This window comes from Enterobacter cloacae complex sp. HYC042_NIDB (genome assembly GCF_056673315.1).
On the sequence record NZ_CP109650.1, the window covers coordinates 3,849,336 to 3,861,618 of the forward strand.

The window sequence follows — 12,283 nt, forward strand, 5'->3', positions numbered from 1 at the left end:
TACGCTGTACCCGACATCAGACGTCGGCTAAGGTGAAGATCGCTAAAACGATGAGGAGGTTATATGTTTTCTGTCGGTGATTATGTGCAACCGCTAAAAGGCGGCCCAAAGCTGAAAGTGCTCGAAGTGAACGGTGAAAACGTGGTGGCGGTACAGGCCAGCAATGAACAAGGCGAGAAATATACGCTGAAAGCGGCCGATTTGGCGCCGTATACCGAAGAAGGTGATTTCGGCGTCTGCTGAACAGACAACCGGGCGGCTTGTTCCGCCCGGTCCACGTATTAGATCAGAAAATCATCCAGTGATTTACCCTCTGCCAGTGCGCTGGCAATAGGCTTCGGCGTGCGGCCCTGGCCGGTCCACGTTTTTTCTTCACCGTTCTGGTCAATAAAGCGATATTTCGCTTCACGCGGTTTACGCTTTTTAGTCGGTTTACCCGCCTGCGCCAGTTCTGAACCCAGCAGGTCAGTCGGAGAAATACCATCGGCTTTCATCAGTTCCAGCAGGTTATTAATTTTTTCCTGCTGTTCAGCGCGCTGCTGCTCTAATTCCGCCAGCTCATTGCGTTTTTCTTCAGTAACGACCCTGACCTTTTCCAGCATTTCCTCAAGAACGTCCAGGGTTAATTCTCGCGCCATCGCGCGCAGGGTTCGGATATTATTAAGATTCTGTAACGTCAAAGACATATTATTGAAAACCTTTTCTTTGGGGTAAATAGATAAATCGCCCCAAGAATAATTCATTTCAGTTGAAATATCTACCCAAAGGTCCAAACGGGCATAAATGTAAATATATTTAAATATCGCCGTTAATAATAGCGCATAGCATTGGCGGGAAACACGTAGATCTAATCACCGAATCAATATAAATGGTCAACTTTAATCCAAATCACAGCATAGTGCGCTCTCATCAGGGGAGTGGATTTCTGCGTCAAAAGCAAAACACCTAACCAATTGATTTATATAAGTAAAACATTTAATGAGACAGATTATAACGAACCGGATAAAAAACAACCAATTTTAGAGAATTTTGTGGACAAAAGGCGAGTAAATAAAAATTAATAACTAGTTGTTAGTTCAAACATAGAGATATACGCTATACACCTCAAACAAACCAACCTAAAGCACTAGCCGCTGAAGGAAAACCGATTCCACTGCGTTCTTCTCAAGGAGTTCAGACATGTTCTCGCCGCAATCTCGCCTGCGCCACGCGGTGGCGGATACTTTCGCGATGGTTGTCTACTGTTCCGTTGTGAACATGCTGATTGAAATATTCCTCTCCGGAATGACCTTCGAGCAGTCACTTTCTTCTCGTCTGGTGGCGATCCCGGTCAATATTATTATCGCATGGCCTTACGGGCTATACCGCGATGCCGTCATGCGTTTCGCGCGCCGCATCAGCCCGGCGGGCTGGATGAAAAATCTTGCCGACGTGCTGGCGTACGTCACGTTCCAGTCGCCGGTCTACGTGGCTATTCTCCTGACAGTGGGCGCGGACTGGCACCAGATCGCCGCAGCGGTCAGTTCGAATATCGTGGTATCAATGCTGATGGGTGCGGTATACGGCTATTTCCTCGACTACTGCCGCCGCCTGTTTAAGGTCAGCCAGTACGGCCAGGTAAAAGCGTAATGTGAAGCGACTGGCGAAAGCCAGTCGCAGATTTACTGTACGTCACCAAACAGTCCCTTCAGAAACCGCTCCAGCGCCATACGCGAACTGAAACCGTGCGGAATACCATAATGCTCATGCCGTTCACCGCCTAAATAGAGCGGAAATTGCTGATAGTGATCGCAGGTTTTAATATCCGAGGCAGGCTCAGCAAATGACAGACTTCTGTCTTTCAGCGTCGGGTGAATAATGAGAGCGGTACGTCCCATCCTGGCTTCACGATTAACATAAACATAATTCTCGCCGCGGCGATATCCATACGCTTTTGGCGTCACCTCATCCATGGTGAATCCCTCTTTTTCAAGAACGCGTGCCACCTCGTCAGGTCGTAAATACATATCTTTTCCTCGTTATCTTTTCCTGCCCGGCAACCTTACAGTAATCAGCATTAGCAGGGCTTTCAGAATAGTCCATAAACTGGCGGATAACGCGTGACGCGCTTCAGATATTAAATTTCTGAACTAAACTAAACGGGAACACAAAATTACGGAGGATCGTATGTTTAACAGACCGAACCGAAACGATATTAACGACGACGCGCAGGATATTCGTAATGATGTCAGCCAATTAGCGGACACGCTTGAGGAAGTGCTGAAATCCTGGGGATCGGATGCGAAGGATGAAGCAGATGCTGCGAAACGTAAGGCTCAGTCTCTGCTCCGTGAAACCCGCGCCCGTATGAACGGACGTTCACGCGCTACGCAGGCGGCCTGCGACATGGCAAGCTGTGCTACGACCTTCGTACGTGAAAAACCACTGTGTACGCTGGGAACCGTCGCGGCGGTCGGCATTTTTGTCGGAGCCCTGCTCAGCCTGCGTAAGTAAGCCCACATTCTCAACCCCGGTAGCCTCAGGCGCCGGGGCTTTTTTATGCCTGTAAGCCTGAAAAACCCGTACAGCCCGCCCTGCCCCGCTGTGCTCATCATCAGGGCAATATTAATCTGAATTTCCCATATCTTGTATGGTTGAATCTTTTATCAACTACATCTAGTATTCGCTTTAGAAAGACACACACTCTATGACGCGTTAACTCGCGCCGTTTTCTCATTCTAAATGGAAATACGAATCATGAGCATTATTATTTACACTCGTAACGATTGTGTTCAGTGCCACGCCACCAAACGGGCGATGGAGAGCCGCGGCGTGGCGTTTGAGATGGTAAATATCGACCTGGTGCCCGATGCCGCGGATACCCTGCGCGAACAGGGATTTCGTCAGCTTCCGGTGGTGGTTGCCGGTGATACCAGCTGGTCTGGCTTTCGCCCGGACATGATTAACCGCCTGAGCGCTCAGGCCACGCGTGCATGAGTGGGCTGGTCTTCTTCTCCAGCAGCTCAGAAAACACGCTGCGCTTTATTGAGCGCCTCGGGCTGCCTGCGGTGCGTATTCCGCTCAACGAGCGGGAGCGCATTCAGATAGACGAACCTTACATTCTGGTGGTGCCCAGCTATGGCGGCGGCGGTACGGCAGGAGCAGTACCCCGCCAGGTGATCCGCTTTCTGAACGATCCTCATAACCGGGTACTGATTCGGGGCGTGATCGCGGCGGGCAATCGTAATTTTGGCGATGCCTTTGGCCGCGCCGGGGATGTCATCTCTCAAAAATGCGGCGTGCGTATCTCTATCGTTTTGAACTGATGGGGACACAGCAGGACGTAGAAAACGTGCGTAAAGGAGTGAACGAATTTTGGCAACGACAACCGCAGAACGGGTAATTCAGGCGACGCCGGACTACCACGCATTAAACGCGATGCTTAACCTCTATGACCGGGAGGGGCGCATTCAGTTTGGCAAAGATCGCGAGGCGGTAGAGGCTTTTTTCGCCGCCCACGTGCGGCCCAACAGCGTGACGTTTGCAAGCCAGAATGAACGTCTCGACTATCTGGTTAACGAGGGCTACTACGAGGAGCGCGTCCTGGCCCGCTACGATCGTCCCTTCGTGGTAAGACTGTTTGAACGTGCGCACGCCAGCGGTTTTCGCTTCCAGACGTTTCTTGGCGCATGGAAGTATTACACCAGCTACACCCTGAAAACCTTCGACGGCAAACGCTACCTGGAAAGCTTTGAAGATCGCACCGTGATGGTGGCCCTGACGCTGGCCCAGGGCGATGAAGCGCTGGCTGAACGGCTGACGGAGGAGATCCTCTCCGGCCGCTTCCAGCCCGCTACGCCCACCTTCCTCAACTGCGGCAAGGCCCAGCGCGGCGAGCTGGTCTCCTGCTTCCTGCTGCGCATCGAAGACAATATGGAGTCGATTGGCCGTGCGGTGAACTCGGCGCTGCAGCTTTCCAAACGCGGCGGCGGCGTGGCGTTTCTGCTCTCGAACCTGCGGGAAGCGGGCGCGCCGATCAAACGCATCGAAAACCAGTCTTCCGGCGTCATCCCGGTGATGAAGATGCTGGAAGATGCGTTTTCCTATGCCAACCAGCTTGGCGCGCGCCAGGGGGCGGGGGCGGTTTACCTGCACGCGCACCACCCGGACATCCTGCGTTTTCTCGATACCAAGCGCGAAAACGCCGACGAAAAAATCCGCATCAAAACCCTGTCGCTCGGCGTGACGATCCCGGATATCACGTTTAAGCTGGCCAAAGAGAATGCCGATATGGCGCTCTTCTCGCCATATGATGTGGAGCGGATCTACGGCAAAGCGTTTGGCGACGTGGCGATAAGCGAGCTTTATGACGAGCTGGTTGCAGACGATCGCATCCGCAAGAAATACATCAACGCCCGCGATTTCTTCCAGACGCTTGCGGAAATTCAGTTTGAATCCGGCTATCCGTACATCATGTACGAGGATACGGTTAACCGCGCCAACCCGATTGCCGGGCGCATCAACATGAGCAACCTGTGCTCGGAAATTTTGCAGGTCAACAGCGCCTCCGCTTACGACGAAAACCTGGACTACGCGGAGATCGGCAAAGATATCTCCTGCAACCTCGGATCGCTCAATATTGCCCACACCATGGATTCGCCAGATTTTGGCCGCACGGTGGAGACTGCCGTTCGCGGGCTGACGGCGGTATCGGACATGAGCCACATCCGCAGCGTGCCGTCCATCGAGGCGGGCAACGCCGCATCGCACGCCATCGGCCTGGGGCAGATGAACCTGCACGGCTATCTGGCACGGGAAGGCATCGCCTACGGCAGCCCGGAAGGGCTGGATTTCACGAATCTCTATTTCTACACCGTCACCTGGCATGCGCTTCATACCTCAATGATGCTGGCGCGCGAGCGCAACCAGCGGTTCGCAGGCTTTGAGCAGTCGCGCTACGCCAGCGGGGCGTATTTCAGCCAGTATCTGGAAGGCGACTGGCAGCCGAAAACCGAAAAAGTGCGCGCGCTGTTTGACCGCGCCGGCATTACCCTGCCGACGCGCGAGATGTGGCAGCAGCTGCGCGACGACGTGATGCGCTACGGCATTTATAACCAGAACCTGCAGGCGGTGCCGCCAACCGGTTCGATTTCCTACATCAACCACGCCACGTCGAGCATTCACCCGATCGTGTCGAAGATTGAGATTCGTAAGGAAGGCAAAACCGGACGCGTCTACTACCCTGCCCCGTTTATGACCAATGAGAACCTGGCGCTGTACCAGGACGCGTACGAGATCGGCCCGGAGAAAATCATTGATACCTACGCCGAGGCCACGAAGCACGTGGATCAGGGGCTGTCGCTGACGCTCTTCTTCCCGGACACCGCCACCACGCGGGATATCAACAAAGCGCAGATTTACGCCTGGAAGAAAGGCATCAAAACGCTGTACTACATTCGCCTGCGCCAGCTTGCGCTGGAAGGCACCGAAATCGAAGGCTGCGTGTCCTGCGCGCTGTAAGGAGAAAGGATGAAACTGTCACGCGTGAGTGCCGTTAACTGGAACAAGATTCAGGACGATAAAGACCTGGAGGTGTGGAACCGCCTGACCAGCAACTTCTGGCTGCCGGAAAAGGTGCCGCTCTCCAATGATATTCCAGCCTGGCAGACGCTGAGCCACGCCGAACAGCAGCTGACGATCCGCGTCTTTACCGGCCTGACGCTGCTGGACACTATTCAGAATACCGTGGGTGCCCCCGCGCTGATGAGCGACGCGCTGACGCCGCACGAAGAGGCGGTGATGTCGAACATCAGCTTTATGGAGGCGGTGCATGCCCGCTCCTACAGCTCGATTTTCTCGACGCTGTGCCAGACCAAAGACGTGGACGCGGCCTACGCCTGGAGCGAAGAGAGCGCGTCATTGCAGCGCAAGGCGGAGCTGGTGCTGGAGTATTACCGCGCCGACGAGCCGCTGAAGAAGAAGATCGCCAGCGTGTTCCTGGAATCCTTCCTCTTCTATTCCGGCTTCTGGCTGCCCATGTACTGGTCGAGCCGGGGCAAGCTCACCAACACCGCCGATTTGATTCGCCTCATTATCCGTGACGAGGCGGTGCACGGGTATTACATCGGCTATAAGTATCAGAAAGGGCTGGAGAAAGTCAGCCCGGAAAAACGCGAGGAACTCAAAGGTTTCGCCCTCGATTTACTGATGGATCTGTATGACAACGAGTTAAGCTATACCGAAGAGCTGTACGCCGGAACGGGCTGGGAAGAGGACGTGAAAGCGTTTCTCTGCTACAACGCGAACAAAGCGCTGATGAACCTGGGCTACGACGCGCTTTTCCCGCCGGAGATGGCGGAGGTAAACCCGGCGATCCTCGCGGCGCTGTCGCCCAATGCGGACGAAAACCACGATTTCTTCTCCGGGTCCGGATCGTCGTACGTGATGGGTAAAGCGGTGGAGACAGAAGATGAGGATTGGGATTTTTAATGTATGAATTAACGTTCATTAATTAAATATAAATCTCATTATTTCCATACCACTATTTCACCAGGCACTACACTGTAATTTCCTCGTCATATTCGCCTGAATCACACCGATTCAGGCGAATTTCCCGACGCAGCAGCAAAAAATTGAGAAAAATTCAAACCGTCCTCAGCCCTTTATTCATGGGAAATTCAGCCGTTTCGCTTGCAGCAAAATTCCGGCGTCAGGCCAACTCAGGGTTGCCTCAGATTGTCAGTATGTTAGGGTTATGCCCGTTAACAATTTACCATGGTAATCATATCGACATAAACAAATAACAGGACACTCTCTATTGCATGGCAATTAAATTAGAAGTGAAAAATCTTTATAAAATATTTGGCGAGCACCCGCAGCGCGCATTCAAATATATTGAGAAAGGCCTTTCGAAAGAGCAAATTCTGGAAAAAACCGGGCTGTCGCTTGGCGTTAAAGACGCCAGTCTGGCCATTGAAGAAGGCGAGATTTTTGTCATCATGGGGTTATCCGGTTCGGGTAAATCCACTATGGTTCGCCTTCTCAATCGCCTGATTGAACCCACCCGCGGACAGGTGCTGATTGACGGCGTGGATATCGCCAGAATCTCAGACGCAGAACTCCGCGAGGTGCGCAGAAAGAAGATCGCAATGGTGTTTCAGTCATTCGCGCTGATGCCGCATATGACGGTGCTCGATAATACCGCCTTCGGTATGGAATTAGCCGGCACGCCTGCTCAGGAACGTCAGGAAAAAGCCCTGGATGCTTTGCGTCAGGTTGGGCTGGAAAATTACGCTCATGCCTACCCGGACGAGCTTTCGGGCGGGATGCGTCAGCGCGTCGGATTAGCCCGCGCGTTAGCCATTAATCCAGACATATTATTAATGGATGAAGCCTTTTCAGCCCTCGATCCTTTAATTCGCACCGAGATGCAGGATGAGCTGGTAAAATTACAGGCCAAACACCAGCGCACCATTGTCTTTATTTCTCACGATCTCGATGAAGCCATGCGTATTGGCGACCGCATTGCCATTATGCAAAATGGCGAAGTGGTGCAGGTCGGCACGCCGGATGAAATTCTGAATAATCCGGCGAATGATTACGTGCGCACCTTCTTCCGCGGCGTGGATATTAGCCAGGTATTTAGCGCGAAAGATATTGCCCGCCGAACGCCGAACGGCATTATTCGAAAAACGCCAGGCTTCGGCCCGCGCTCCGCGCTGAAGCTGTTGCAGGATGAAGACCGTGAATACGGTTATCTGGTTGAACGCGGCAATAAATTTGTCGGCGTTGTCTCCATCGACTCTCTGAAAACCGCCCTGAGCGAAAACCAGGGAATCGATGCGGCGTTGATTGACGCTCCACTTGCCGTAGATGCCGAAACGCCGCTTAGCGAGTTGCTCTCTCACGTGGGTCAGGCGCCTTGCGCCGTGCCGGTTGTCGGTGAAGAACAACAGTACGTTGGCATCATCTCAAAACGGATGCTGCTACAGGCTTTAGATCGCGAGGGGGCAAACAATGGCTGATCAATCAAACCCATGGGGTACCACTGAAGCTGCGGACAGCGCGGCGCAATCTGCCGATGCGTGGGGTTCCACGCCCGCACCTGCCGACGGCGGCGGCGCGGCGGACTGGCTCAACAGCGCACCCGCGCCTGCGCCAGAGCATTTCAATATTATGGATCCGTTCCACAAGACGCTGATCCCGCTGGACAGCTGGGTGACAGAGGGGATCGACTGGGTCGTTACCCATTTCCGCCCGGTGTTCCAGGGGATCCGCATCCCGGTGGATTACATCCTGAACGGCTTCCAGCAGCTGATGCTGGGCATGCCTGCGCCCGTGGCGATAATCCTGTTCTCGCTGATCGCATGGCAGTTCGGTAGCGCGGGTATGGGCGTCGCCACGCTGATCTCCCTGATCGCCATCGGCGCGATTGGCGCGTGGTCTCAGGCGATGATTACCCTGGCGCTGGTGCTGACCGCCCTGCTCTTCTGCATTGTCATCGGCCTGCCGATGGGGATCTGGCTGGCGCGCAGCCCGCGGGCGGCGAAGATTATTCGTCCCCTGCTGGATGCGATGCAGACCACCCCGGCGTTCGTCTATCTGGTGCCTATCGTGATGCTGTTCGGCATCGGTAACGTGCCGGGCGTGGTGGTGACCATTATCTTCGCCCTGCCGCCGATTATTCGCCTGACGATCCTGGGCATTAACCAGGTGCCTGCGGATCTGATCGAGGCCTCGCGCTCGTTCGGCGCCAGCCCGCGTCAGATGCTGTTTAAGGTTCAGCTTCCGCTGGCGATGCCGACCATTATGGCGGGCGTTAACCAGACGCTGATGCTGGCACTGTCCATGGTGGTGATCGCCTCGATGATCGCCGTTGGCGGTCTCGGCCAGATGGTGCTGCGCGGTATTGGCCGTCTCGACATGGGGCTGGCGACCGTCGGCGGCGTCGGGATTGTGATCCTCGCCATTATCCTTGACCGCCTGACCCAAGCTGTCGGTCGTGATTCACGCAGTCGCGGCAACCGTCGCTGGTACACCACCGGCCCTGTCGGGTTACTGACCCGCCCATTTACAAAATAAGGAACAACGATGCGACATAACGTACTTTTTGCCACAGCGTTTGCCACCCTTGTCTCCACCAGCGCGTTTGCCGCTGACCTGCCGGGCAAAGGCATTACCGTGCAGCCGGTGCAGAGCACCATTTCGGAAGAGAGCTTCCAGACCCTGATCGTCAGCCGCGCGCTGGAGAAGCTGGGCTATACGGTCAACACGCCGAGCGAAGTGGATTACAACGTGGGCTACACCTCGATTGCCTCCGGTGATGCCACCTTTACCGCCGTGAACTGGCAGCCGCTGCACGACGACATGTATGCCGCCGCAGGTGGCGATAAGAAATTCTATCGCGAAGGCACCTTCGTGACCGGCGCGGCGCAGGGTTATCTGATCGACAAGAAAACCGCTGATAAGTACCACATCACCAATATTGAGCAGCTGAAAGATCCGAAGATCGCCAGACTGTTCGACACCAACGGTGACGGCAAGGCCGACATGATGGGCTGCTCGCCGGGCTGGGGCTGCGAAGCGGTGATTAACCACCAGAACAAAGCGTTCGATCTGGCGAAAACCGTCGACGTGAGCCACGGCAACTACTCCGCGATGATGGCCGACACCATTGCCCGCTTTAAAGAAGGCAAGCCGGTGATCTACTACACCTGGACGCCGTACTGGGTGAGCGACGTGCTGAAGCCGGGCAAAGACGTGGTGTGGTTACAGGTGCCCTTCTCCTCCCTGCCCGGCGAGCAGAAAGATATCGACACCAAACTGCCGAACGGCATGAACTATGGCTTCCCGGTGAACACTATGCACATCGTGGCGAACAAAGCCTGGGCGGAGAAAAACCCGGCTGCGGCGAAGCTGTTCTCGGTGATGAAGCTGCCGCTGGCGGACATCAACGCCCAGAATGCGATGATGCATGCGGGCAAATCCTCTGAGGCGGATGTTAAAGGCCACGTGGATGGCTGGATCAAAGCCCACCAGCAGCAGTTTGATGGCTGGGTGAAAGAGGCGCTTGCGGCGCAGAAGTAAAAACACAACACAACCTTACCCCTCACCCCGGCCCGCCCCTCCTCTGGGGAGAGGGTTAGGGTGAGGGGATTAACCGCACAAACACACACATAACAATCCCCCAACATTCTCAATCATTAGCTATTATGGTTTCCGGAAAAATAATCACTTAACTCACGATTCCTGAAACTAATGACAAAAACATCTCAGGGGCTTAGCCCCGCACTCATCCTTTTAATGTCCGTGGCAACGGGTCTGGCAGTCGCCAGCAACTATTACGCACAACCTCTGCTTGATACTATCGCGCGCGCCTTCGATCTTTCAGCCAGCTCCGCCGGCTTTATCGTCACCGCTGCGCAGCTCGGCTATGCGGCAGGGCTGCTGTTCCTGGTGCCATTGGGCGATATGTTTGAGCGTCGGATGCTTATCGTCTCTATGACGCTTCTGGCGGCAGGCGGCATGCTGATCACCGCCAGCAGCCAGTCGCTGACGATGATGATCGTCGGTACCGCGCTAACGGGGCTTTTCTCCGTCGTGGCGCAAATCCTGGTGCCTCTCGCCGCAACGCTCGCCTCGCCGGAAAAACGCGGCAAAGTGGTCGGCACTATCATGAGCGGCCTGCTGCTGGGCATTCTGCTGGCGCGAACCGTTGCCGGGCTGCTGGCAAGCCTCGGCGGCTGGCGCACCGTCTACTGGGTGGCGAGCGTATTGATGGTGGTGATGGCGCTGGCGCTGTGGCGCGGGCTGCCGAAGGTGAAGCAGGAGAACCACCTGAATTACCCGCAGCTTCTGGCCTCCGTGTTTAGCCTGTTCACGCAGGATAAACTGCTGCGCACCCGCGCTCTGCTGGGGTGTTTAACCTTCGCCAACTTCAGCATTCTCTGGACGTCGATGGCATTTCTGCTGGCAGCACCGCCGTTCAATTATTCCGAAGGGGTGATTGGTCTGTTCGGTCTGGCCGGTGCAGCAGGTGCACTGGGCGCTCGCCCGGCAGGCGGGCTGGCTGATAAAGGCAAATCGCACATGACCACGACAGCCGGACTGATTTTGCTCCTGCTCTCCTGGGCGGCCATCTGGTATGGGCACGTCTCGGTGCTGGCGCTGATCGTCGGTATTCTGGTGCTCGATCTCACCGTACAGGGTGTTCACATCACCAACCAGACCGTGATTTACCGCGTGAAGCCCGAGGCGCGTAACCGCCTCACGGCCGGATACATGACCAGCTACTTCATTGGTGGTGCGGCGGGTTCGTTAATATCAGCGTCGGCGTGGCAGCATGCCGGCTGGTCAGGTGTGTGCGGGATAGGGGCAATCGTCGCCGCGCTTAACCTGGTTGTATGGTGGCGCGGCTATCATCGTCAGGAAGCAATTCATTAAGTTTTACATTGCTTTGGGCCTCTTAGGGTGTAAAGGGGCCCGGCAGTCTGTTAATGTAAACGTAATCATTTATCCCAGAAATTTTAATGTGGGTGACATATCTACAATTGGCATGAATAGTTCAGACCCCCGTCCCCACATCCTCTCTTCAGCGGGTTTATACCCTACGCTTTCTGTGCTCACCGGGTCACGGACTTACCCGGCGCTCTTTGATGGTGGCATTCGTTTGGCGGATATAACCGCACAAATAATTCATTTACATTATTTGTCACCATCGTTACTATATCGGCTGTAATTAATGAGGTTATGCCCAAAATGGATAGTTCGTTTACGCCCATTGAACAAATGCTTAAATTCCGCGCCAGTCGTCATGAGGACTTCCCTTATCAGGAAATCCTGCTGACCCGCCTGTGCATGCACATGCAGGGTAAGCTGCTGGAAAATCGTAATAAAATGCTGAAAGCTCAAGGGATTAACGAGACGTTGTTTATGGCGTTGATTACGCTGGAGTCTCAGGAAAACCATAGCATTCAGCCTTCTGAGCTGAGCTGCGCGCTGGGATCGTCCCGTACCAATGCGACCCGTATTGCCGATGAGCTGGAAAAGCGCGGCTGGATTGAGCGCCGTGAAAGCGATAACGATCGCCGCTGCCTGCATCTGCAATTGACCGATAAAGGTCACCAGTTCCTGCGTGAGGTGCTGCCACCTCAGCACAATTGCCTGCACAAACTCTGGTCTGCCCTCAGTACTTCCGAGCGCGACCAGCTTGAGCATATCACTCGCAAGCTGCTCACCCGTCTGGACCAGATGGATGAAGAAGGCGCTGTTCTTGAGGCGCTGCGCTAACGCGACGACACGCTCA

The 12,283-nt window shown here is 54.8% G+C and carries 13 protein-coding genes and 1 pseudogene; 12 read left to right on the forward strand and 2 right to left on the reverse strand.

Annotated features, from left to right (window positions below; translation table 11 throughout):
• Positions 1-63 precede the first annotated feature (63 nt).
• Positions 64-243, forward strand: a complete 180-nt coding sequence (locus OKF39_RS18370; RefSeq protein WP_028014170.1) for a hypothetical protein — start codon at positions 64-66, stop codon at positions 241-243.
• A gap of 38 nt (positions 244-281) precedes the next feature.
• Here OKF39_RS18370 and stpA read toward each other — a convergent pair whose 3' ends face one another.
• Complete coding sequence (gene stpA / locus OKF39_RS18375; RefSeq protein WP_048959573.1) at positions 282-686, reverse strand: DNA-binding protein StpA; 405 nt, start codon at positions 684-686, stop codon at positions 282-284.
• A 493-nt stretch (positions 687-1,179) separates the two neighbouring features.
• On the opposite strand from stpA, the gene alaE reads away from it, so the two are divergent.
• On the forward strand, positions 1,180-1,629 hold the full coding sequence (alaE, locus tag OKF39_RS18380) for an L-alanine exporter AlaE (RefSeq protein WP_028014172.1): 450 nt from the start codon (positions 1,180-1,182) through the stop codon (positions 1,627-1,629).
• A gap of 32 nt (positions 1,630-1,661) precedes the next feature.
• On the opposite strand, the gene OKF39_RS18385 is transcribed toward alaE, so the two are convergent.
• On the reverse strand, positions 1,662-2,006 hold the full coding sequence (locus OKF39_RS18385) for a DUF2002 family protein (protein ID WP_023308923.1): 345 nt from the start codon (positions 2,004-2,006) through the stop codon (positions 1,662-1,664).
• Between the two features lie 160 nt (positions 2,007-2,166).
• Between OKF39_RS18385 and OKF39_RS18390 the strand changes: the two genes are divergently transcribed.
• The 10 genes and pseudogenes from OKF39_RS18390 (at position 2,167) to mprA (ending at position 12,267) form a co-directional block, all read left to right on the forward strand.
• Positions 2,167-2,493, forward strand: a complete 327-nt coding sequence (locus OKF39_RS18390) for an ElaB/YgaM/YqjD family protein (RefSeq protein WP_023308924.1) — start codon at positions 2,167-2,169, stop codon at positions 2,491-2,493.
• Positions 2,494-2,736: 243 nt separating this feature from the next.
• On the forward strand, positions 2,737-2,976 hold the full coding sequence (nrdH, locus tag OKF39_RS18395; RefSeq protein WP_041908533.1) for a glutaredoxin-like protein NrdH: 240 nt from the start codon (positions 2,737-2,739) through the stop codon (positions 2,974-2,976).
• Positions 2,973-3,382, forward strand: a pseudogene (nrdI, locus tag OKF39_RS18400) (class Ib ribonucleoside-diphosphate reductase assembly flavoprotein NrdI). The gene nrdH and the pseudogene nrdI overlap by 4 nt, the downstream one beginning before the upstream one ends.
• A complete protein-coding gene (nrdE, locus tag OKF39_RS18405; protein WP_150144955.1) occupies positions 3,355-5,499 on the forward strand; it encodes a class 1b ribonucleoside-diphosphate reductase subunit alpha in 2,145 nt (714 codons plus the stop codon). The pseudogene nrdI and the gene nrdE overlap by 28 nt, the downstream one beginning before the upstream one ends.
• A gap of 9 nt (positions 5,500-5,508) precedes the next feature.
• Positions 5,509-6,468 (forward strand): class 1b ribonucleoside-diphosphate reductase subunit beta, encoded by a 960-nt coding sequence (gene nrdF, locus OKF39_RS18410; RefSeq protein ID WP_045260892.1) that lies wholly within the window; start codon positions 5,509-5,511, stop codon positions 6,466-6,468.
• 332 nt (positions 6,469-6,800) lie between these two features.
• A complete protein-coding gene (gene proV / locus OKF39_RS18415; RefSeq protein WP_045260893.1) occupies positions 6,801-8,003 on the forward strand; it encodes a glycine betaine/L-proline ABC transporter ATP-binding protein ProV in 1,203 nt (400 codons plus the stop codon).
• Positions 7,996-9,060, forward strand: a complete 1,065-nt coding sequence (proW, locus tag OKF39_RS18420; RefSeq protein ID WP_028014178.1) for a glycine betaine/L-proline ABC transporter permease ProW — start codon at positions 7,996-7,998, stop codon at positions 9,058-9,060. Before proV ends, proW begins: the two co-directional genes overlap by 8 nt.
• A 9-nt stretch (positions 9,061-9,069) precedes the next feature.
• On the forward strand, positions 9,070-10,065 hold the full coding sequence (gene proX, locus OKF39_RS18425) for a glycine betaine/L-proline ABC transporter substrate-binding protein ProX (RefSeq protein WP_045260894.1): 996 nt from the start codon (positions 9,070-9,072) through the stop codon (positions 10,063-10,065).
• A 171-nt stretch (positions 10,066-10,236) separates the two neighbouring features.
• Complete coding sequence (locus OKF39_RS18430; RefSeq protein WP_047367513.1) at positions 10,237-11,421, forward strand: MFS transporter; 1,185 nt, start codon at positions 10,237-10,239, stop codon at positions 11,419-11,421.
• Positions 11,422-11,736: 315 nt separating this feature from the next.
• On the forward strand, positions 11,737-12,267 hold the full coding sequence (mprA, locus tag OKF39_RS18435; RefSeq protein WP_041911975.1) for a transcriptional repressor MprA: 531 nt from the start codon (positions 11,737-11,739) through the stop codon (positions 12,265-12,267).
• The last annotated feature ends 16 nt before the right edge of the window (positions 12,268-12,283 follow it).